This window comes from Pontibacter toksunensis (assembly GCF_042686245.1).
Taxonomy (GTDB): Bacteria; Bacteroidota; Bacteroidia; order Cytophagales; family Hymenobacteraceae; genus Pontibacter; species Pontibacter toksunensis.
The window spans coordinates 177,898-200,888 of the sequence record NZ_JBHUOX010000009.1 but is presented as its reverse complement, the minus strand read 5'-3'; the positions used below and the strand labels follow the sequence as shown (position 1 = coordinate 200,888).

The following is a 22,991-nucleotide window of genomic DNA, read 5'->3' as shown; positions in this document are numbered from 1 at the left end:
GGGCAAGCTCCAGGGTAGTCTGGTTAGACTGTTTGTCTAAGGCGGTCTTAGGTTTGTCTATCAGGTAAAGCTTCAGAAACTCATACTGCCTCTCCCCTGCATGTAGTAATCCAGGTACAGGCTGATGTTGCCGTTGCTCAGTTTCTTCTCCCTAAGCCTTACAGGTTCTTTTTGGGCCTTCTTTTTCACATGTTGCGCTTATGTATTCCTTTGTTATCCAATATAATAAAAAGTATTGAAGCGAGTAACAAACTGGTAACAAACTGGTAACAAAAGTCAGCTAAACAAGAGAAAAGGAGCAGTATATTAGAGAATGGGTATAAAAGCAAAAACCCGCTTAAACAGTGTTCAAAGCGGGTTCTTCTGTTGATTAAGTTTCTCCTATATAGGGAGTGCTGTACCAGGAGCGGGAATCGAACCATCGGCTGCATACCCCAAAATACGCTGAATGCGCCCAATTAGACAATATTTTGTTAGTGTCGCGAAGTGTCGCGAGCTTTTGCTGTTGCTAGTGTCGCGGATTCTGTCGCAGAATTCTTAGACTTTATAGACATGAATCCTAAATTTCTATCATCTAAAAATTAACCATCACTTAATTTTTCTGTTACCACTAATAAAATTAATTATACCTCTATTTTATTGAAACTTTTTAACACAAAAACGTTATTACTATAATAAATATATTAAAATTATGACAAAATAGGCAAATATGTTAAACGTACTTGAAGACAAAGGCAATGAGTTTGGAAAGGGCAACAAAGGAACATGTAAAAAGGGTATTAGGTAAACGAATACGGCATTTTACTGATCCTGAAATAGAAGGCTTATTGCATATCTTCATAGAGGCTGGAGAAATGGCGGTTTTAGCCCATGTAGGCTCTCCCGTTGAAACTGCCGAGTCTATGGAATACTCCAGAAATTTGCTTCGAACTGCAAGGACTCAGCAGGCTGCAACCACACCAACAGGCTCTCCCGATAGAATATTACCCCAAGAATGGCAGAAAGCAGATCAAATAGGCAGAGATAATGCTCATTGGCTACTGAGAATGCCAGGTGTTATTGGAATGGGACCTGCCTATAAAATAAAAAACGGTAATGTCTCCGGGGATGTATGCTTAGCAATTTATGTCGCGGAGAAGCTACCCAATTACTTACTAAAGAATAGGCTCTCTATCCCTTCCTTATTGTATGGACAAAATATAGGGCCTATAAGAACAGATGTCGTTGCCCTTGGATCATTTTCAGAAATGTCTTCAGTCATGATCGGTGATAGTATAGGCCCTAATAACTTAAGAAAGCGTGGAACAATAGGTGCATTAGCTACAGACCTTAGTTCTAATCAACCTGTAGCTATCACGGCTATGCACGTAACCGGTCTAAAAAGAGACTATCCAGAAGACTACGTCAATTCTCCCTCAATACAATTTTCTGCGCCTTCTCAAGAATATCATGACCATGAGCTATTAGGTTATTTGATAACAGGTAGATCAAGACATACAGACTCAGGAGTGGACGCTTCATCTATTAGTATCGAGAATAATAGACAGTCTGATTTTTATCACCCCAGAATAGGTAAAATAAATGGTTGGAGACCTATAAGTAGCTCAGATTTATATTTACCTGTGCAGATGTTTGGTGATACTTCAAAATATCAAACAGGTAAAATAATTGTCCCCACAACAAGTCTTACGCATATAGGATTAGAGTCTGTTATTCTTGTAGACATCTTAACAAATGATGGAGATTCTGGAGCGGCATTGGTGGACAATGACGGATTTGTTCTTGGTATATTATCAGGAAGAATTAACGCAACCGATTTATACTTCGATACAATGGGTATACGGGACTTAGCTGTTTTTTGTACAATAGGATATGTTCTTCAAGAATTGTATTGTGACATAATCTAAAAATAAGTAAAGCTATGAAAAAAATCTTACTCATCTCATTTTGCTCAATACTTCTCATTAGCAGCAGTATGGCACAGATTACAACTCAAACCATTAAATTGGAAAGGTCCGAATCGAATGGTAAGTATGTACTTGCTGAAGATGCACCGAAAGAGGTTCAATTTAGTAATAGAGTAGAGGTACATGTGCCTAAGCCAAATATTCCTTCCTTCGTTCCTAAAAGATTTAAGCTATATGCGGGCGAATCAATAGCACTGTTTCCAATCGAAACAAAACAAGATCAACTTGTATACCGCTTTAGGGTTAGAAGAGTTGTTAACTCCGAAGACAAACAACTTAAACTAAAGGTAGTTTATGATTATGAAGATAAGGGTGAAGTCCCAATAGGTGAGGTATCAGTGGGAATAGCAAACTCTTCTAATAGAGTTGTAGTCAACACAGATGAAGTCAGAACGTTCTATAACTTGACATCAGCATTAAATAATGCTGTTAGTGCAGCAAAGACAACAGTAGGTCAAACATTATATTCTAAAGAAAATAATTCCGCAGCTTTTGTAGTTGACCAATTCGGAACCATCTATGCAAGTCCGGAGGACCAAATTGATGACAATGACAAAGTCTATGTATACACAATAAAACCACAATCAATGAGGTTGAAGATTTCGCTTACTTCGCCATTAAGAAACCCTTTAGATAGGTTTGTGTTAGGTCAAGAGGAGTTTGATGAAGAGTCAGATGATGTAATTGTATACAATTATGAAAGATCAGCAGAAATAAAAGATTTTAAGTACGGAGAAGTTATTGTTTCTATAAGACAGATAGTTGATGAAAATTCATTGAAAGACATTGGATCATTTCAATTTGTTGCCAACAGACTTTATTATGGAGCTTATCATTTTGGACCTATTTTTACTTTTCTTGAAGATCAAGAATTTGGATTAGTTGAAACCGAAAGTGGAAATAAGATTTATGTCAAAGATGAACAATCTCCTCGGATACACTATATCATCGGATTCTCACCATTCATTTTTGGAAAAAAAGATATAGAGAAAGATGTAATTAGTCTTGACCCCTTCATTGGGGCAACTCTAAATGACCTTGGTGATAATGCTCTGTTAGGTGTAAGCTTAGGTAGACCTGGATTCTTTTACCTGCTTGGTGGCGTACACGTAGGTAAAGTAACTAGGTTAGAAGATACATCGGGACTGAAAGAAGGTAGTCCATTCGACAAACAGGAAAATGAAATTCCTACCGAAGATAGATGGAAATCAGATTTTTTTATAGGTGCCTCTTTTGATTTACAAGCAGCTTTAAGAATATTTCGTTCAATTATCAACAGGTGATTGTTATCAATTACTTAAATTAATGTTAGTAAAAAAGCAACAAAAACTACTTCCTTTAAATACTACTTGCAGGTTGTGTTGAGTATTTGTGGGGGATAAACAAATAAGCCCTTATAAATCAAATGATTTATAAGGGCTTACATCATCAAAATAGTGCCAGAAGCGGGAATCGAACCATCGGCTGCACACCCCAAAATACGTTGAATGCGCCCAATTAGACAATATTTTGTTAGTGTCGCGAAGTGTCGCGAGCTATTGCTGTTGCTAGTGTCGCGGATTCTGTCGCAGAAATTGCCATCTCCTTTAACATTAGACATAGTCACGACCTTCTCAAATTTCAATGAAATTCAGCCATCTTAAAAGGTGCATTTCAGGCTTAAGCTATTTGTAAATAACACAGATAGTGAACTAACTACAGGTAAAACTGTCCCTCATATACTGGCAAGTTGCCATTGATTTCATGGTATATGTTTGCCTGAAAGTTGTTCCTGATTATCTTGAAAACATCGGAATCAGCTGCCTGTTTATTAAGGCACTGAAGGATGTTAATCAGCCTAAGCAGCAAAAGATCATCTGCCTCTGGCTCTTCAATAGTCACCTCCCCTACTATAGCTTCTACCAGCACCGAAAGCTCTGGATACTGATTTATATAGGTATCATGCGTAGCCGCAAGTTTAGCAATAGCCTGAATTACCTTCAGTGCGTCTAGCTCTCCATATCCAGGAATAGCATCATCGAATACTTTATCTGCTACCATCGCTAATTTGCTTTTTAAGCATCTCGTTTATTTCATCTTGCAACTGTATTGTACGGTCTTTTTCAGCAATTAATGCTTTCTGAACCGTTACTAGCTCGCTCATGCAGTCATAATAAGTACCTATTACCTGTACATTACCTTGACCACCCTTTTGAGTAGGTCTGTTATACGTCGAATTTCCGTCTATCAGCACGCTTTCCATAGGGAAAAATTCATTCCTTTCAACATTAAAAATCTCACAGGCCTTCTTTATGATATCCTCTTTCAGCTTTTCTTCTTTAAATAAAAGCCGAAAACCTGCCCGAGAATATTTGAAAGCCTTTGCGGCGTCCTCCTGCGTCAGTCCAGACTCTTTTGTAAGGTCTTTAAGTACCCTCCCCTGGTGCATAGCCAATTGTTTTTTTTTTTATCTGACAATCAAGTATTTAAAACAGCTATATAAAGTTTGTCTAATCAATACTTGTAAATGATTAGCCATTTTATAACATTTGTGTAGTCATTTTAGACTAATAACTAGCCAAATATAACAAAATTTTAGCCATAATGGAAAAGTTAATCCTGTTTTATATGAAGCTTTAAAGGGCTGCAAGACATGTAACAGCGACAAATATTACTTTAAATATAGTTCTGACTCTACTATCACGGTCCCACAATCAACATTCAAAACTATACCTAACATTTTATAGAATGGAAGAATACAAGTACAACCTCAACAAGCTAATCCTAGCTACAGAAAAAGGGCTTCCGATTAAAACAATTGAGAAGATGCTGGAGGACAACTATGAAATCCCTATAAACACCTTTCGCAAGCACAGAGCTATTAAGAAAAAGGATGAAAGAACTATCCGAGAGGATCATCTGGCTATTTATGCCGCCTTTTTCAACACCACAACAGAAGCTCTCCGGAACTATGATTTGAAAACTGATAAAACGCTTAGACAGCTCAAAACTCAAACGAAAAAGGACATCAAATCAGAGTTAAAAACTGTCTTAGGAATTAAGCGACGAACAAAATTTTGAAAAATGAGCTTCCGGATCAATGAATGATATAAAGAAGAGACAAAACATAGTTAAACCTTTTAGCTCCTAGTTCAATGGATTTAATAAGAAAAACTTGGCTGCTACAGTCAGACAGCTACATCAGGCTTATAACAGAGAAGGAAAAGTACCTGGCACAAATGAAACAAGAGCGAGCACCGGCTTATCGAATAAAGGCTGTTGATGATGAAATAAAATTCCTCATTGACTTCTATAACCAAACTGAGAAGATGATGGAGGTTCAGGAGTACCAAAGGCTTCAACTTATGCTTGAGAAAATGCTCCTAAGCAACGAGATCAGGCTTATGATTAGGATGCTTACACAGATGCGTAACCTATCCACTGACCCAGAAGCATTTATGGTTCTTGTTTCGAAAGTGCATGATTCAGCGAGTGAAGTGATGGATGATAACACACTACTGCGACCTGACAAAGCTTATCAACGAGAAATTGATAAGTACTATAAGCAAGTGATGAAAAACAGAAAAGACAAACAAGACTATGCCAATACAAAGAACGCCAGTTAAACTCCCCAAAGAGCCTGTAAAACAGCCTGCCCCTATTATAGAAAAGTCAGCAAAGCAGGATCCGGAGGAAGAGTTAGTAGAGCTGGAGGATAGTATAAAGTTCTTTTCTGAAAAACTAGATGCAGATGGTAACTTCAAAGACATCAACATAAACTATGTAAAACTGATAAATTTCTACAAAAGCCTTGGTTTTGCACGCTATGACATTGAAAGAGGTCGATCTATTCTAATCCTCATCGAAAACAGGGTGATATCAGAGGTCACTACAAATGAGATAACTGATAAGGTAATCAGCTTCTTATATAAGCTGGATTATAACAATTATGAACGGCTTAACTCAGAGCTCCTAGTTAATAAGTTCTATAAAGCCTTGGGCAGCTACTTTTCTACTGATAAGCTTAATCGCATGGTGCTGGACCATTACATTGATATTAACCAAGACTCTAAAGCAGAAGCTTTCTTTTACTATAGCAACGGCTATGTGCGCTGTACAAAGGATGGTTGGGATCTGAAAGAGTACAGCAAGCTCCAAAATTACCTTTGGAAAGATCAGATTTTAAGCCGCAACTTCAAACACATTGATGTGCAAAAAGAGGAGCACTACAAAAAGTGTGGAGTGTTTGCTGACTTTATCGGCAAAGTCAGCAATGAAGACGAAGAACGCTTTAAAAGTTTGTGCAGCATTATTGGGTACAACCTCCACACATACACCGAAAACAAGCTTAAGGCTACCATTCTTACTGATAGTAGAATAAGTGACGTGGCAGACGGCAGAACAGGTAAAACCCTTTTCTGTAAGAGCCTTGGGCACATGCGAAATTACTGCGAAATCAATGGTAAAGATTTTGATCCAGTAAGAGACCAGTTTAAGTATCAGGAGGTAAACTTTGATACGCAAATCGTCCACCTCAATGATGTGCGAAAGTACTTTAACATGGAGCTACTGTTCAACGACATCACTGAAGGCATCAAAGTAAACAAGAAAGGTTTACAGCCATTTACAGTGAAGCTCAAGATGATCATCTCCACTAATCAAACTATTCAAATAGAGGGTGCATCGGCTCGTGATCGGTCCATAGAGTTTGAGTTTTCAGACTACTTCTCTGACAAGCGCAGCCCACAAGATGAGTACAAGCACTGGTTTTTCACTGATTGGGATGCTGAAGAATGGGCGAAATACGATAATTTTATGATGTACTGCACTTCTGTATACCTGCGGATAGGCCTATATCAAACTAGAAGCATTAACCTGGAGGCACGTAAGCTCCGTGATCAGACTAACCCAGAGTTTATTGAATTCATGACTGACCTTAAAGTTATTCCTGATGAGCAGTACGATAAGAAAAAGCTTTTTCAAGACTTCAAGAGCAGGTTTAACGACTACGATGATGGAAAGTTAAAGCAGCGCAGGTTTACGGAATGGCTCCGCAAGTATGCAGACTTGTCCCCTCATTTTAAGAAGATAAACAAGGAACAGGACGAAACCAGGAGTAACAGTAACGACTACATCATTTTTAGAAGCAACAAACCAGCACAATCATGATAATTACAATTAATACAGAGTTACTACGGCCTCTAATGATCACAGCTTTTAAGTTTGGTATTGAGGTAAATGAGCCAAGAGACACAGAAAGAGACGGGCAATTAGAGATAGAGCTTCCGGAGAGCTGGAGCAGCAATCATTGGTTTGAGTTCGGACTACAAGCTGGTCTAGACTTACAATTCAAAAGTACTCTTATCCTTAACGATTAGTAAAATTTAATAGTTAATGTGTATTCTAAAAGCTGTGTGCTATTGGTACTATTCAGCAGGACGTAAGCAAACAGTAGTTTTCATAAAACCTGACTTTCACAACTTAATATTCTTCTTCCGCATCTCCTCTCGCTCAAGTACACAAGAGTTGCGAAAGAAGAATAGTCTTTAAAATTCTTGTGGCGTCCTCCGGTGTTCTGATTCACATTAAAAATTATAAAGTTAACAAGCGTAATTGATGCATTTACGCATAAATTATAGGCATTGATAATTGAAAATTATTTACTAATTACTAAATAATATAAGAATCGTATAGTATCAAAATGGTCTCTAGAATTAATAGAGACTTTTATAACCTATTTAACAAATCTTATTATGATAGAATAATACTTAGCATTGCAGTGAAATAAATACGCCTCTCTTCTATTGGATCCCTTAGATTCAAGGTCCCTCAGATTCCTCTTGATAATGGTAGTTGATGATCGCGGCTACTCCTTAAGATCATTTATTTGCCTTCCTCCTTGTTACCCTAAACTTGCAAGGGTATTTCCATACAGCTTTTTCTTTTCCAAAACTAGCTTAACACGTTTATATGATAGCGAATAAGAAGTATCTCTTTATCGTGGCCTTCGTTTTTTTTGTAACTACACAAGCATTTTCCAGTTCTTTGTCACAGACACAAACCGCTGTTGAAGATTCACTGGCTCTTGTTGATTTTTACAATAGCACCAATGGTCCTAAGTGGAGAAATAATTCCGGCTGGCTAAAGGGGCCAGTAGCGACTTGGCACGGATTAAGTGTTTCAGTAAAGTATTATGATGGAAAAGTATTCTTAAGGGTTTGGAAAATAGATCTTGTAAGTAACAATTTGTCGGGTGCTATCCCTTCTTCATTTGGCAATTTAAGTTACCTATTAGATATTGATTTTGAAGGAAATAACCTAACAGGAGAAATACCAGCTACTATTGGTAATTTAAAAGATTTAGATATTTTATATCTGAGGGGTAACAAATTAACAGGATCTATACCTTCACAGATAGGCAGTTTAAAAAAGTTAGCCATTCTAGACTTAGGTAGTAACCAGTTTACTGGGAGCATTCCAAGTTCTATTGGGAATTTAACAGAGCTAGAAGAGTTGTATCTACAAGGCAACCAGTTATCAGGTTCTATACCTGAATCAATCGGTAAGTTAGAAAAGCTATTATATCTAAATTTCAATGCTAATAAATTGACAGGAAACATTCCTGCATCAATTGGTAATTTGAGAGATTTAGAGCTATTAAGTCTATTCTATAATCAACTTAATGGTGTAATACCTTCTTCTATTGGTAAGTTAAATAACTTGAAATATTTAGATTTAGGGTGGAACAAGTTAACGGAAATACCCTCTTCAATTGGAGATTTAGTAAATCTTAGTACGTTACGTTTAGGGGGAAACCAATTTATCAAAGTTCCATCTACAATTGAAAACCTTGCTAAATTAAGAGTGCTCTATTTAGGTAATAACCCGCTGAAAGCAATTCCTTCTTCGATTGGTAAGTTGTTGAACCTTAATGACTTGAATCTGGAATCAACTAATCTAACAGAAGTTCCTCCAATTGATAATTTGGTTAATTTAGGTAGTTTACATCTAGCGAGGAATAGTCTAACTACAATTCCATCTTATATTTCAAATTTTGTTAATCTTAGATATTTGTATTTATATGGGAACCAGCTTAGAGAAATTCCTTCTTCATTTGCAACTTTGAAAAAGTTAGAAATATTTAATATTTATGACAACAAACTATCTGGTCCCATTCCTTCTTTTATTGGGGATATAACTACGTTGAGGCACTTAGGTTTAGCCAATAATGAATTAAGCGGTAATATTCCAACTCCCATTCTTAAGCTTAATCTTGTTGGTTTATCAATTAATAATAACCATTTTACTTTTGATGGAACAGAAGAAGTTGCGAAAACATACAGCTTTGCCCAATACGCACCACAGGCCAATCTTCGAATACTTATTGATAACAAGCAATTATCCTTAGCAGTAGGTGGCACAAGTAAGAATAATACTTTTACATGGTATAAGGATGGTAAGCAGATTGCAGTTGTAAAAGAGAACAACACTTATAAACCAAGCTCATCCGGAAAATATTGGGTTATTGCCACTAATTCAGTTGCTACAAAGCTCTCCTTGTATAGTGATACTGTCGATTTTGTTGCTTCAGATTCTTGGGAAGTAGTTGTTGTAAATCCAAACCCTACTATGATAGTAGAAGATTGGTTTATTTCAGATCCATTCGAAATTGATGTTACGAAAACAGCGGTTGGAGCTGCAACAGACGGTGTAACAAAGCTGCTATTAGTTGCTGAGACTGATAAGACTCTGAAATTTGAAATCAAAGGGGAAAAACAGGGTACATTTAGTACGTTTGATGGGAAGCTTATCGAGCAAAAAACCCTTGAGGTTAAACCCTTCAAAAAGGATGGTAGTGGGAACAGTCTTGTCGTAGCTGTATATACAGTACCTGATGGTTATGGATCAGAGTTCAAAAAACCTGAAGGTAGAGATGCAATTATCACAGTAAGCGAACTTGGAGAATCAGCCGCAACAAAAGAAGTGAAAATAAAATTATTTACACCACCCGTTGTGTTAGTTCATGGGATGTGGTCTAGTAAACATGCATGGATAGGTCCGGGAAGTCTAGGGTTGAGGCTGGCCGAGGAAGGATTTATTAACATCAATGTTGCGGACTATTCAGATAATAATTATTCAACATTTCATCCAGACGAGACCGGCTCTGGAGTTAACGCTGTTTATAGAGCGGCCGTTGAGGGAATTAATAAATACACAGATTCTAAAATTGCGTGTACTCAGGTTGATGTTGTTGGTCACAGCTTAGGGGGACTAATGACAAGAAGCTTTATTCATCAAGACTATTACAAGAATACAATTAATTACAAAAAAGGCTATGTTCATAAACTAATTACCATAGGTACTCCTCACAAAGGTTCACCTTTTGGACCACTCTTATTCGAAAACCAGGGTAATTTGATTCATTTAAGAGGTAAGGTGGCTCCTAGCTTAATGAAAATTGCATGGGTATTTTGGTTAATGAACCAGCCGATAGGTACTTGTCACCGTGACTTCAAACCTGGTTCAGATGCTTATCAAAAGCTGGGAAAAACTGAAGTCAAAGCTCATGCCATAAACGCTACCTATGAACCATCAAACACACTATTTAAAAACGCCCTTAATTCTGCGTTATTTATGCTGTTTTATACTACACATACGAAAGCATTTAAAGGAGAATCCAATGATGTGATTGTAGGACTCGATAGCCAAAAAGGAGGGTTGATAGAGTCTTTACAACCAACTTTATTAAACACAACACACTCAGGTCCACTTAGTAGTTTGACAGAAACCAATTCCCCTGAAGTGCATAGTAGAGTTGTGCCCCTTTTAATTGCAGATAAAGAAGATAGTGACCATAAAAATTATTTCGAAGAATATTTTCCTGCATACACACCTTCTGGAGGGCGGTTAAATACGAATAATGACACAGAACAGGTCGCTGAACAAGGAGATATTCTAACAAAGAAGGAATTGAAAGGTACAGAATCAATTATAATAACTTCTCCGACAAGAGGTAAAACTTATACACATGATGCCTCTACAGAGGTAGTGCTAGAATTTGAAGCTAAGGGTGGTGCAATGCCAACAAATTCAATGTTTATGGTACAGGATGTGGGATACTTTGATGTGCCTAAGCATCCACCTTATGCTGTAAGTTTTACTATTCCCAAAGAAGCACCAATTGGCAAAATTAATGTTGTAGCTTTAGCCAGAGATACTTCTGATATCCTTTTAGGAGATACGACACATATCTATCTAACTATGGATGCTCCAATCTCTGATTTCTCAGTCTCACCAGCAACTTTTATGTTAGATTCACTTTTTCGGGTCATGCCCCTTTATACATCTGGTACTTTCATTACAGGTCTAGATACAACTTATGTCAATCTGTCTAGCAGTAGTACCGGAACTAAATACACAACAAAAAAAGGCGAAAGTATTATTAGAGTTAATGCAAGTGGTGTGGTTACTGCAGTTAGCCCTGGTACGGACATAGTAGAAGTTATGTATAAAGGCCGTACTATAGCAGTTCCTGTAACAGTGTCTCCGAATTTTGCTGTGGCAACTTATAAGAACAACATCATTAACTTTGAACCTATTCCTGATAAATCTATTGAAGATTCATTGTTTGTGCTGACTGCTTCTTCCACCTCTGGTGAACCGGTTGTATTTAGCATTGTGTCTGGTCCTGCAACAGTTTTTGATGATGTTCTTAGAATAAATGGAGTTGGTAAAGTGACGGTAAAAGCTTCTCAAGCAGGAAATATTTATTTTGGTGCGGCTCCGGATGTCCAGACTACTTTCAACGTATATGAAGCTAAACAGAGCCAATCTATTGACTTCCCAAATCTTTCAAATAAAACTTTTGGCGATTCCGCATTTACTCTTAGTGCAAGTTCCACATCAAACCTACAAGTAAGCTTTAGCGTCGTTTCAGGTCCAGCAGTTGTTTCAGGTTCCACCCTCACCATTACCGGCGAGGGAACTGTTACTATCAAGGCATCACAGGAAGGAAATGTCACATATAGTGCTGCCCCTGATGTGAATAGGAGCTTTTGTGTGGTTCCAGCAAAACCAACCATTGTACTTTCAGATAGTTTACTGACTTCTAGTAGCGCAGATGGTAATAAGTGGTATAAGAATGGGGAGATTGTTGAAGGTGCTACATCAAATACATATGTAGTTCAAGAATCAGGACTCTATTCCGTAAAAGTAGAAGGCAGTTGTGGGACAAGTGAAATGTCAGATGCTGTTACATACAATGTCACTTCTATCGAAGATGAACTTCTTAAATCTTTTATAGTATATCCGAACCCTGCACATGATAAATTAACAGTTTCAGTCCTTAATAGCATAGGTTGGAGTAAGCTTATTATGTATTCTACACAAGGAAAAGTAGTGAAAGATATTGAAGGAAATGGTATCGTCACTATCGGCATTGATATCAAAAATCTTGCTAAAGGGTTATACATACTTCAAATACAAACTGATAAAGGATTAATCTACAAGAAAATTGTTTTCGAGTAACCCTTCTGATGTTAGTATTGAACGTTGGCTAAACGGGTTTTGGAGTTGCTACCTTTGCTCGACTTTAGCATTTTTACAGATAAGGAAAAACGGTCTCAATAGTTTAATAGGCCACTGTTTAAATAATGTATATCGTGAAAGTGATTCGATATGCATTATTAAATTTCAAATAAGCCTAAAATGCTCAGCTTAGCTGTTTTCAATGCATGTAAATGCTAAAGTTGAGCATTGACTGGAAAGCTTTCAATAGGCAGATTTAGGTAAATGACTAAATCTGCCTATTATGACTAAACGTATATTTTATTCCTCCTTCAAGCGAACGTCTATCGATCTCTCCTATGTAAGAGGAGCGGTCAAAGAAGTGGCAGATGAGACGGGCGTAGATCAAGGCAGGCAGCAAGTGGCACCAAAGGAGACCTCTTCGTTGAGCGGCAGGGAGGAAAAGCCGCTCTTGCTGGCTACACCATAGCTTGCAAGTGCTGCACTTTAAACCTGAAATCGCTGATGAGTTCCTGCTTAGCTTCTGGAAGAAGGTACCGTAGTAGACAGATAGTGTATCAAATTAATCCCTCTTAGACTTACAAGCCAAAAAGCCTGTTTAGGCTGCTTCTTTGCCAGGCGCATTTCTACAAAAGTGTAGCACGGAAACCAAATGATTTTATTGACACAATATGGCTGAAGTAGCAATAAAAATAACTAGAATTGAAGTACTGCTCAGAATGGTATGGCCAAGGTATAGCACTTTTACCTAAGATGAAGATTGCTCAATAGTCTTCAAAAGGCAGAATGTAGCCAAACCTACACTCTGCCTTTTTTGTTTCTCCCTAAATGATTGGGTAAATAATAGACCTACTTTTCAAGGTTTATTTCCTCTGCCTTCTCGTATTTGGCACTCGCTCCTTCTTTGTCTCCCAAGGCATTCAATGCATCTCCCCAGCGGTTATATGCGTAGACAGATTTAGGGTCGAGCTCTAGAGCCTTGCTGTACTTGGCAATGGCTCCTTCGTAGTCTTTCTGTTTGTGCAGCACATCTCCCCAGTTGCTGTAGGCATCGGTATATTTAGGGTCGAGCTCTACAGCCTTGCTGTACCTGGCAATGGCTCCTTCGTAGTCTCCCTTGTTGTCCAGCGCGATTCCCCAGCCGTTGTAGGCATAGACAGATCTAGGGTCGAGCTCTAGAGCCTTGTTGTACTTGACAATGGCTCCTTCGTAATCTCCCAAGGCGTTCAATGCATCTCCCCAGCCGTTGTAGGCATAGACAGATTTAGAGTTGAGCTCTAGAGCCTTGCTGTACTTGGCAATGGCTCCTTCGTAGTCTTTCTGTTTGTACAGTACATCTCCCCAGCCGTTGTAGGCATAGGCAAATTCAGGGTCGAGCTCTACAGCCTTGCTGTACTTAGCAATGGCTCCTTTGTAGTCTTTCTGGTTGTACAGCGCGATCCCCCAGCCGTTGTAGGCATAGACAGATCTAGGGTCGAGCTCTAGAGCCTTACTGTACTTGGCAATGGCTCCTTCGTAGTCTCCCTTGTTGTCCAGCGCGATTCCCCAGTTGCTGTAGGCGCGGACAAGTTTAGGGTCGAGCTCTACAGCCTTGCTGTACTTGACAATGGCTCCTTCGTAGTCCTTCTGTTTGTACAGCACATCTCCCCAGTTGCTGTAGGCATCGGTATATTTAGGGTCGAGCTCTACAGCCTTGCTGTACCTGGCAATGGCTCCTTCGTAGTCTCCCTTGTTGTCCAGCGCGATTCCCCAGCCGTTGTAGGCATAGACAGATCTAGGGTCGAGCTCTAGAGCCTTGCTGTACTTGACAATGGCTCCTTCGTAGTCTCCCAAGGCGTTCAATGCATCTCCCCAGTTGCTGTAGGCATAGACAAATTTAGGGTCGAGCTCTACAGCCTTGCTGTACTTGGCAATGGCTCCTTCGTAGTCTCCCTTGTTGTCCAGCGCGATTCCCCAGCCGTTGTAGGCAGGGGCATACTTTAGGTTGAGATCTAAAGCTTTCCTGTACTTGGCAATGGCTCCTTCGTAATTCTTATTATCATCTAATATAAATCCCCAAAGTAAGTATGCTTCACTGTCATCTTCTATAGGTTCAGTTGAAATAGTATTAACTATCAAATCCATACATTCTCTACAACTCTTGTCAATATTATACCGATAGTGAGCTAACAGTATTGGATGAACATATTTCACTACATTTTGTGCAATACTAGCCATTGTAAAATCTAAGGCTTTTAGTTCCGTCTGCTTAGTGATAGATGGTCTACCACTTACTCTTGTTGTTATGTAGATTTTCCCATCAACTCTATATACCTCTCCTATTACTTTGACTGGTTCTATACCAAAAGTACTTTTTAACAGATTGGATACTATACTTAATGAAATTCCAGCGCCTGGAACATCTGCTTCGATTTGCAGTTGTGACCAGTTTGGAATAATGGGTAGGACATTTGAATATTTTGCTGTCGTTCGGATTGAATCTATTTGGTCAACTAATTTATTAGCGAAAACACGCCCACTTAATCCTTCTTTAGCCAAATTTTCTGGTACTTCAAATGGTTCTATAATTATGGATTTGGTTCTAACCTCTTTAACAACATGAATTGTCAAAAACACAAGCAGAATAGTTACAGCGAAATTCAGAGCAATTGTTCGAATTGTTTCTAGAAAATGGCTTGTTCTATCAAATGAGCTTAGGTTTTCTTCCTTTAGAGGGTGATTTGAATTATTAGGGGGATTTGCATCTTGTGGATTTGGCAGGGTCTGGTTATTCTTTTTCCGCCTATACTTTAAAAGATTTATTCCCAGCTTTGCCCTTAATCTTTTGCTGAGATCCTGCTTATTTGAAGACCCATTATTTACAGCTTCAGGAGCTTTCTCATCTTCCTTTTCTTCCAACACTACGCCCATATTGCGTTCAATTAAGAAATTTAAAAACTAATAATTCATCGTCATTTTCAGTTATGGCTGAAGGGCACCCTTCTTAAGGAGTGGCAATCCAAAGAGTTAGTCTAGCAATCAGAAAAAATGCAATGGTTGTATCGTTATAATTTACATTAAAATATTAATATGGTTGCTCAAATACCTAACTATTTTTATTGTTTGTTAACAAATAATTTTATGAGCACAGATGTGCCCCATTGATCCCACCTTTCAATTGAGGAGCATATATTGCAAAGGCGGCGAATTTCCAAGCCGGCACGGATGAATTACCAACAACACCAAGTAACGATGTCAAAAACCACACACACACCGGTAGCCATTTTTGTCAGGGTATCGAAAGGTAGTCAGGACTATACTAGACAGGTGGAAGACCTGACCATTTACAGTAAAGAGAAAGGCTATGCAATTGTAGAGGTGATTGCCGAAAAGATCAGCGGGGCCAAGAAAAACGCGCAACGTCAGGCAATCAAACAACTTCTGGTGCTAGCCGAGGGCGGTACCATTCAAAAGGTACTGGTAACAGAGATCTCCCGTTTAGGTCGCAACACCTTAGAAGGCCTGAAAGTACTGGACAGGCTTCGGCAATTAGGAGTGTCCGTATTCCTGCTTAACCGCAACATCGAAAGTATAACGCCGGAAGGCAAATCAGACCCTATTGCTAAGCTATTTTTCACAATTATGCTGGAGTTTGCCGAATGGGAGCGCGAAACAATAATCGAGCGCATTCATTCCGGACTGGAGGAAGCCAGGCGAAAGGGTAAAACCCTTGGCAGGAAGAAGGGCACCACAAAAACAAATGCGCAGCTGCTGGAAGAACACAGTTTAGTTGTCCGCCACCTGAAGGCGGGACATTCCATACGGCATGTGGCCGCTATTTGTGGCGTAGGCACCGCCACAGTACAAAGAGTTAAGAAGGCGGTGCAGCAGTTAAAAGAATAACTACCAGCTTATACTATTTCAAAAAGCTTCTACGGCTTAGGTATTTACAATAGAGTAAAGTACAATAACTGAAATCTATATAATACAAGGGGTATATCTGCATTAAGTGCGCTATTATTGCTACCTCATTTTCCTATACTTTTTTATGCACTTATGCACTAATCTCTAAATAAAGAATAATAAGATAGAAAATACAGTGCACATTGCAGTGCATTTGGAGTGCACATCTAATATAAGCTATATAACATGTGCACTTAAATAGTGCACATGTTATATACTAAGTGCACATTAAAAAGCGCATGATTAGAAGGTTCTGCACTGACAAAACAAAGGAAAAAGACCCAAGAAGGCTTATTTAATATTACTTATCCAATATCAGTGCATATCTGATCCTTTTTACCACTAAAAATAAGAGGTACCTAACACAGCCTAGTGGTCTTATCACGATGAACAAAACAGTGAAGTCGAAAAACACAATTCACTACTACTCCACAGTCCGTCATTCCAAACAATATATATTTAACTATATATAGCATATTAAGCACAAGTATTATATTTATACTGCATACTGTAAAACTGCTTTGGATAATTATTAATGGCAACTAAGGGGATTCCTACTTACAATAAGTCAAGGCTTGCTGATTTATATGGTATCAATGTGAAGGCCTTGAATTCCTGGTTTCAGGATGAAGATTTCCTCAGAGAATTCGGGAGGTACAGGGGAAAGGTGTTTAACCCTAGACAGGTCAAGGTAATCGTAAAGCATTTTGGACCATTTCAAGGGTACCAGCTACCAGTAGATTTGCATTAACCAAACTCATACATATGAACCATACTGAAGCGCAGTGCATAGCATTGCGCTTTTTTTATGCACTGTAAAACCTGAAATCCATTCCAAACCCTTCACAAGCACCCCTTAAACTTCCTTTATCCCCCTTTACACGGCTTACCTGATGCTGGCATGTTGAACTTTCGAAAGGTGCCCAAAACTACCTTCAGTGACTACTTTTTACCTTAATCCGCTGTAGTTTTCGATACCCTCCCGAACCTGAAAAGCCCCCAAAGCAGCCTGCTACTTTTGAAACATCGAACAACGAAACGCAAGACGTAGCAGCATGATTCTACTTTATCAGACAGTATGATTAACGGAGCTTTACCCCCAGGAAACACGCCATTGAGCATGTTATTCAACCTGGTAACATTCTTCATCGGGACATTCTTCTCACTGAGCCAGATACCGCAGAGCGTGATGGTTACAATCTCCTTCCGAGGTTCCCTTGAAGTGTGCTTTTATGGCGCCCTGGGCGGTATCGCTTCCATCATAGCCAAGCTGGCAGCAGAGTATTGTATCAAAAGGTTTGTGCCGCATTGGGACAAGCAAAACAATCAAACACAGAAATGAAGCCTATCTATTTAATCGCAGGAGGCGTTGGTTTATTCCTGTTAATGAACAAGATAAATGCCACAAAGAACGCAGTGGACGGCCTAAAAGTATTCGTCACGAATCCTGCCAAACCACGGGTATCTAATGGAATGTTGCTGATTGATGTGATGGTGAATGTGTCTAACGCTTCTTCTCAAACGCTGCCGATTCAGGCCATGCAGGTGAGCGCTTTCAGACAGTCCGGCAATGCCTGGGTAGAGTTCGCAAGCTCCACTCCAGACCTTACGAACATTGTTTTCAAGCCTTTCCAGACGACCAGGTTCCCTGTGACTATGCAGACGAGCTTACTGACGGTAGGAATGGAGGTATTTGAGATACTGATGAAGGGAGGCTCAGGAAAATTCAAGTTCTCTGTGTCCCCAACCTTCATGGGCGTGAAAATACCACCAATTACAACAGATGTCTTTGAGTTTAACGCTGGTGCTTTCATACCGAAGGGCACACAGAAGGCCTAAAAGGACAGCTATGGGTGCCAAAAAAAGAGCTACACAAAGTACTACACTGAAATACTTAGCTATTGCCGCAGCATTGGGTACAGCGGGCTATTTAATAAGCGAAAAAGACCCGCTGACACCGGAGGCGAAGCAAGAGCGATACATCGTATTCCAGAAAGAGGGCTTTTACACTGCTTTTGCAGGCCTTCCAACCGGAAAAATCAAGATTACCAACGTGCGTGTCCCAATGGTGGAATACGCGCACTACAAAACCACAGAGCTGCCGACACTCCAGCGCAAACTGGATGAGATTAAGCAGCGCTACGGCAAAACCATCTTAGCGGCAGAGGCCGTGACAAGGGTGCCCTTTGACCTGATAGTAGCGATGATGTTTATCGAGAGCGCAGGAGTAGAAAAAGCTGTATCGAGAGCTGGTGCAGTAGGCCTGATGCAGATTCTACCGGACACAGCCACTTTCATCATTGCGATGGAAAACATCAAGAAAAGGCTGTCTGACTACGAAAAAGACTGGATACGCGAGCATTTAGGCAGAAGGCTGGATGAGGGGATCCTAAAAATGCGTGACCTGGGAACTCCGGTTAAGAACAGCCTGGGCATTTTGGCCAACAGATTTGTATCGAAAGAAGACCTGTTTGACCCTGACTTAAACATCCTGGTGGGCGCTATCTACCTAGGGATCCTGCTGGACGAGAGCCGTGAGGCGGACGGCTCCTACAGGCTTGATAAGTTAGTAGTGCGCTACAATATGGGCTACTACGCGATGGGCAAAGGCAAGAAGATGGCTGGCGCTCCTAACGAGGTGGTGACAAGGATGCCAGGTGAGCCACAGGCATACATCAAAAAGCTTGTAGGTAAAAACGGGTTGCTGACCCTGGTTTAAGCCCCTTACATGCAGGCAAGTCACAAAAGACAGATAAGCTCCGGAGGCGAGTACAGCAGGTACTTTGACCTTTCGAAGCTACAGCGGAAAGACCCGATTCTAAAGAAGAGTGGCACGGGTGTGTTTGATACCATTGTGGAGATGGCACGCATTGTCCGCAAAACACTGCCAGACACAGAGAAGGTTGCCCCCGTGCTGCAAGGCGCGACACTGGAGGCAACATGCCGCAACATCTTCGACTTCGTGTACAACCACATACAGTACACGCTTGACAAGCCAGGCGTGGAGCAGCTCCGCAGGCCTCTTAGGGCATGGGCTGACCGCGTGGCAGGGGTGGACTGTGACTGCTACAGCATCTTTATTTCTTCGATTCTCACCAACCTGGGCATAGACCACTATTTCAGGATGACAAAATACAAGGCCGACTGGCAGCACATCTACATCGTGGTGCCAAAAGAGCCTGGTAAAGCACCAAAAGGCGGCAATTACTACACCATCGACTGTGTGGTAGACCGCTATGACTATGAAGTTCCATTCAGTGATAAACATGACAAAAAAATGAGCGCATTGCAGTATTTAGACGGGGTATCAGGTATCGGGAATGTATCACAGCCTGGTTTCGGTGCCGAGTTTATAGACTTCGGCAACGCTTCATTGTCTGGTTATTTGGGTGCCACTGATTCTGCCGAAGGCCTGTACTTCGACTTCCTGGAGAGGCTAAAGCTGCACCTGGAGAACACGTTGGCACAGCTGAAGGCAAACCCGAACGCACTGCCTCCCGGAAGCAAGCTGAAAACGCAGATTGAGCAGGTTTTGAAAGTCTGGTACCAGCCAGAAGAGCGCGATGCCCTCATAGATGCAATGGCAGCCGAGGAAATCGCTACGGGCTTGTCTGGAGTGGATGGCCTGGGCGGTGTATGGGACAGGATAAAGAAGGGTGTTCAGAAGGCATCCGGCTTTGTAGCGAAAAATACGACAAAAGCGGTAAAGGCAGTGGGCACAGGTGTCTCAAACGCTGCAAAATGGACAGGAAACAAAGCCTCTGATTCCTGGAAAGGCGTGAAGCAGGCTGCTGAATGGACTTTCGAGAAGGTCGTTCAGCTCAATCCCCTGTCTGTTGCGATGCGCAACGGCTTGCTGCTTGCCTTTAAGCTGAACCTTTTCCGGATGGCCGAGAGGCTTGGCTACGGCTACCTGACAGAGCAGCAGGCACTTGCAAAAGGCCTTCATGCCGGAGAGTTCAGGAAGGTGAAAGAAAAACTAAACAACGTGCACAAGCTTTGGAAAGGGCTTCAGGGGGATGAAAGCTCCCTGAGGAAAAACATACTCCAGGGCTGGGAACGTGGTGTTAAAAAGCGCGGCAACGTGTCCGGCTTTGGCTCAACTCCAGCACATAGCTCATACTTAGGGGAGGTTGTAACTGCCACAGCCGGCACTGCCGCTGCTACTCCGCTTATCGTCAAGATAGTGGACTGGCTTAAAGAGGTGAATTGGGCTGCACTGTTCCAGGGGGTGAAAGTTCTGACAGACAAGCCGCAAAACACTAGTTACGAGGGTGTGAGTGTGCCTAACGGCTATGAGCTTCCTACATCGGAAGAGGCCTTCAACGCCAAGGGTGGGACACCAGGCGAAAGCGACAACACTTTGCTTTATGCGGGACTGGGAGTTGCAGCCGTGGTAGCCATAATCGTCCTCTCAAAATAACTGAACTCGCTTACTAACACACTATATCAACCTGTAGAACTCTCTTCTATATGAAAAAATGAATTATGATTTAGGTAAGATACGCCTCTTCAAAAGGAAATCTGCCGCCACAAAAAGTGCTACACAAAGTGCCACACGGCCAGTAGTACGGCCAACGATAATGCCGAAGCTTGCCACAAGGCCTGTTACCATTAAGCAAAGAGCCCCACCGAGACAAGTGCTAGCACCAAGGCCTGTCCAAGTCCAGCGGCCAACAGCAGCAGCAAAGATAGCCCCGAAACCAGCCTTACTGCCAGCAGCAGTGGAAAGAATGGTCCCCAGGCCTGTAGCCATAAGGCCAAACCAGACAGCGGTGCAGGCTCCTTCGATTAGGACAAGGCCAACACAAGTTTTAAAGCTGTCTCCTGTAAAGCCAGTGCTCAAACCAGCCGTCCAATCAGCGCTAATGGCGCTTAAATCAGCAGTTATGCCCATAAATGCAAAGTGCAATGACGCGGGTTGCCTAACGATGCAGGTTTTGAAAAACATTACACCGAAACCGCAGCAAATTAATTCAGGCTCCGGCTCAAACCAGGTGCAGGCGCTTGCGCCGACGACCACAGCTTCGCAGGCTATCACAGCAGACCCAGCAGCGGCACCAGCGCCAGAAAAGGCCGGTATTCCGTGGCTTATGGTAGGTGTTGCAGCCGTAGTTGGCCTTTCCCTGATAAATGGAAAAGGCAGCAAAGGCAGCGGTTTGTCCGGTGTCCCATCTAAAAAAGGCGCTAAAAAAAGTGCCACGCGAAAAGTGAAGCGCATGAGCGTGTAACTCCCCTCACACTACTTCTAACCCTTAATCAATTGTTTTACACCCTTTTATCTAATTAAGAACCATGAGCTTTAATGTTAACAAAGCAAAATCTTCTGCCACAAGCACCGCAGGTGTCGTGGGCGGTATGATCGTGGGGCACGTTGCGAGTAAAGTTATTCGTGAAAAAGCGCCCGCAAACATCGCAAAGTTCGCTCCAGGCATTCTGGCAATAGCGGCTATTGCAGCACCGGCATTTGTACAGGTAAAGAGCGATGTGGTGAGCGACATGCTCACAGGCGTTGCCGCTGCCGGAACCGTGGCACAGCTCAACAGCTTCTCCAAAGACGCTTCAGGCGAAGTGGCCACTACTGGCGTGAAGGCCATGATTGCCAAGTACGTGCCGCAGCTGGGCTCTGTTGAAGAGCTTCCCACCTACACCGTGTACCAGGGAGAGCCAGCTGAAAGCCTCCTGCTTGCCGGTGGCGAGTACGAAGAGGATGCCCAAGCAATCAGCATGATGGGGCACCTGGGAAATACTGACAGTGCAGTCTCGAACCTACTTGCAGCGTAGGTTCGGGCTGCTGCCCTAACTCCCTCTCTTCCTACTCTCCAGCCCCGCCACGATAGCGGCAAAGGCTATCACTAACAAATCATTTCCAATCGTTAAACAAACCTTTTTCAATTCTTAGCCAAAATGAGAAACTCTCTATTCACAATCGGCCAGACTTACTTGATGTCTGCCCTGGGTATCAACGGTGCTACCCAAAATGTACAGTTCAATAACGGTGACTACTACCTCCGTTCTAAAATCACTGCCGGTGGTATCCTGGAGCTGATTGACTCCAACACTAAAAAGGTAGACGGTTTATCCTCTTTCGATGGTCGTTCACTGGAAGACGGTGTTAACCTCGCCCTGGAGAAAGTGCGGTTTGCTTACGGTACTTCTGCCACTGTTGGCGGTGCTACTGACCCTGTTGCCATTAAGTACTCTACGGCCTATGCCGATGTCCCTGCTGCTTTGGCAAACGCTGACCTGGTTATCAGCCAGCACGGTAAGCAAATCCTGTCTGTGCCTGTTCAGCGCTTCCTGCTGGGTGCCGCCTCTAACAGACCAGCCGGTTTGGAGGACGCTTACGAGTTGGACGCTATCCGCCTTATCAAAGAGAAGACGGAGCTTTCCATCGCTATTCGTTTCCCGAAAGGCGCAACGCTGCCTGACGCGAACCACTTCATAGAGCTGCACCTTATCGGCTCCACTACTGGCCGCAAGTCGTAGTGACCCGCCTGCAAGGGCACTAAAAATCAGCTTCCGTAACAAGGTGCGTACGGGAGCTGATTTTGATAAAACTGTTCAATTCATTTC

At 41.5% G+C, this 22,991-nt stretch carries 20 protein-coding genes and 1 pseudogene; 16 read left to right on the top strand and 5 right to left on the bottom strand.

The genetic code is table 11. The features are described from left to right. Positions 1–34: 34 nt before the first annotated feature. A pseudogene (locus ACFS7Z_RS13930) lies at positions 35–102 on the bottom strand (hypothetical protein); the annotation flags it as partial. A 620-nt stretch (positions 103–722) separates the two neighbouring features. On the opposite strand from ACFS7Z_RS13930, the gene ACFS7Z_RS13925 reads away from it, so the two are divergent. Then, positions 723–1,907, top strand: coding sequence for a hypothetical protein (locus tag ACFS7Z_RS13925; protein ID WP_377485573.1), 1,185 nt, complete (start codon positions 723–725; stop codon positions 1,905–1,907). 14 nt (positions 1,908–1,921) lie between these two features. Then, positions 1,922–3,250: a hypothetical protein gene (locus tag ACFS7Z_RS13920; protein ID WP_377485571.1), complete on the top strand. Its 1,329-nt coding sequence runs from the start codon at positions 1,922–1,924 to the stop codon at positions 3,248–3,250. Positions 3,251–3,662: 412 nt separating this feature from the next. Here the strand turns inward: ACFS7Z_RS13920 and ACFS7Z_RS13915 are convergent, their stop codons facing one another. After that, the gene (locus tag ACFS7Z_RS13915) at positions 3,663–4,007 is read right to left on the bottom strand and encodes a hypothetical protein (RefSeq protein ID WP_377485569.1); all 345 of its coding nucleotides are present in this window, start codon (positions 4,005–4,007) and stop codon (positions 3,663–3,665) included. Further along, entirely contained in the window at positions 3,994–4,401 is a 408-nt protein-coding gene (locus ACFS7Z_RS13910; protein WP_377485567.1) for a hypothetical protein, read from the bottom strand. The genes ACFS7Z_RS13915 and ACFS7Z_RS13910 overlap by 14 nt, the downstream gene beginning before the upstream one ends. Positions 4,402–4,694: 293 nt before the next feature. Between ACFS7Z_RS13910 and ACFS7Z_RS13905 the strand changes: the two genes are divergently transcribed. From ACFS7Z_RS13905 to ACFS7Z_RS13880, 6 genes are all read left to right on the top strand, one after another. Next, positions 4,695–5,027 (top strand): hypothetical protein, encoded by a 333-nt coding sequence (locus ACFS7Z_RS13905; RefSeq protein ID WP_377485565.1) that lies wholly within the window; start codon positions 4,695–4,697, stop codon positions 5,025–5,027. 74 nt (positions 5,028–5,101) lie between these two features. Beyond that, positions 5,102–5,572 carry a hypothetical protein gene (locus ACFS7Z_RS13900; RefSeq protein ID WP_377485563.1) on the top strand — a complete coding sequence of 157 codons (471 nt, stop codon included), beginning with the start codon at positions 5,102–5,104 and terminating at the stop codon, positions 5,570–5,572. Beyond that, positions 5,547–7,115, top strand: coding sequence for a primase-helicase family protein (locus ACFS7Z_RS13895; RefSeq protein ID WP_377485561.1), 1,569 nt, complete (start codon positions 5,547–5,549; stop codon positions 7,113–7,115). The genes ACFS7Z_RS13900 and ACFS7Z_RS13895 overlap by 26 nt, the downstream gene beginning before the upstream one ends. Beyond that, a complete protein-coding gene (locus ACFS7Z_RS13890; RefSeq protein WP_377485559.1) occupies positions 7,112–7,324 on the top strand; it encodes a hypothetical protein in 213 nt (70 codons plus the stop codon). Before ACFS7Z_RS13895 ends, ACFS7Z_RS13890 begins: the two co-directional genes overlap by 4 nt. 592 nt (positions 7,325–7,916) lie before the next feature. Beyond that, positions 7,917–12,473 carry an alpha/beta fold hydrolase gene (locus ACFS7Z_RS13885; RefSeq protein ID WP_377485557.1) on the top strand — a complete coding sequence of 1,519 codons (4,557 nt, stop codon included), beginning with the start codon at positions 7,917–7,919 and terminating at the stop codon, positions 12,471–12,473. Between the two features lie 283 nt (positions 12,474–12,756). Beyond that, positions 12,757–12,942: a hypothetical protein gene (locus ACFS7Z_RS13880; protein WP_377485555.1), complete on the top strand. Its 186-nt coding sequence runs from the start codon at positions 12,757–12,759 to the stop codon at positions 12,940–12,942. 380 nt (positions 12,943–13,322) lie between these two features. Here ACFS7Z_RS13880 and ACFS7Z_RS13875 read toward each other — a convergent pair whose 3' ends face one another. Beyond that, positions 13,323–14,597: a tetratricopeptide repeat protein gene (locus ACFS7Z_RS13875; RefSeq protein WP_377485553.1), complete on the bottom strand. Its 1,275-nt coding sequence runs from the start codon at positions 14,595–14,597 to the stop codon at positions 13,323–13,325. 1,107 nt (positions 14,598–15,704) lie between these two features. Between ACFS7Z_RS13875 and ACFS7Z_RS13870 the strand changes: the two genes are divergently transcribed. The 5 genes from ACFS7Z_RS13870 to ACFS7Z_RS13850 all read left to right on the top strand — a co-directional run bounded on the left by ACFS7Z_RS13870 (position 15,705) and on the right by ACFS7Z_RS13850 (position 20,838). Beyond that, positions 15,705–16,355, top strand: a complete 651-nt coding sequence (locus ACFS7Z_RS13870) for a recombinase family protein (protein ID WP_377485551.1) — start codon at positions 15,705–15,707, stop codon at positions 16,353–16,355. A 1,180-nt stretch (positions 16,356–17,535) separates the two neighbouring features. Further along, a complete protein-coding gene (locus tag ACFS7Z_RS13865) occupies positions 17,536–17,757 on the top strand; it encodes a hypothetical protein (protein WP_377485549.1) in 222 nt (73 codons plus the stop codon). Further along, a complete protein-coding gene (locus tag ACFS7Z_RS13860) occupies positions 17,754–18,254 on the top strand; it encodes a hypothetical protein (RefSeq protein WP_377485547.1) in 501 nt (166 codons plus the stop codon). Before ACFS7Z_RS13865 ends, ACFS7Z_RS13860 begins: the two co-directional genes overlap by 4 nt. 10 nt (positions 18,255–18,264) lie before the next feature. Then, positions 18,265–19,134 carry a transglycosylase SLT domain-containing protein gene (locus tag ACFS7Z_RS13855; RefSeq protein WP_377485545.1) on the top strand — a complete coding sequence of 290 codons (870 nt, stop codon included), beginning with the start codon at positions 18,265–18,267 and terminating at the stop codon, positions 19,132–19,134. 9 nt (positions 19,135–19,143) lie between these two features. Beyond that, positions 19,144–20,838: a hypothetical protein gene (locus ACFS7Z_RS13850; RefSeq protein WP_377485543.1), complete on the top strand. Its 1,695-nt coding sequence runs from the start codon at positions 19,144–19,146 to the stop codon at positions 20,836–20,838. Positions 20,839–20,901: 63 nt separating this feature from the next. On the opposite strand, the gene ACFS7Z_RS13845 is transcribed toward ACFS7Z_RS13850, so the two are convergent. Then, positions 20,902–21,312, bottom strand: coding sequence for a hypothetical protein (locus ACFS7Z_RS13845; RefSeq protein ID WP_377485541.1), 411 nt, complete (start codon positions 21,310–21,312; stop codon positions 20,902–20,904). 43 nt (positions 21,313–21,355) lie between these two features. On the opposite strand from ACFS7Z_RS13845, the gene ACFS7Z_RS13840 reads away from it, so the two are divergent. The 3 genes from ACFS7Z_RS13840 (at position 21,356) to ACFS7Z_RS13830 (ending at position 22,904) form a co-directional block, all read left to right on the top strand. Continuing rightward, positions 21,356–21,646 (top strand): hypothetical protein, encoded by a 291-nt coding sequence (locus ACFS7Z_RS13840; protein ID WP_377485539.1) that lies wholly within the window; start codon positions 21,356–21,358, stop codon positions 21,644–21,646. Positions 21,647–21,710: 64 nt separating this feature from the next. Then, positions 21,711–22,199: a hypothetical protein gene (locus tag ACFS7Z_RS13835; RefSeq protein ID WP_377485537.1), complete on the top strand. Its 489-nt coding sequence runs from the start codon at positions 21,711–21,713 to the stop codon at positions 22,197–22,199. A gap of 123 nt (positions 22,200–22,322) precedes the next feature. Next, a complete protein-coding gene (locus tag ACFS7Z_RS13830) occupies positions 22,323–22,904 on the top strand; it encodes a hypothetical protein (RefSeq protein WP_377485535.1) in 582 nt (193 codons plus the stop codon). Positions 22,905–22,991 lie beyond the last annotated feature (87 nt).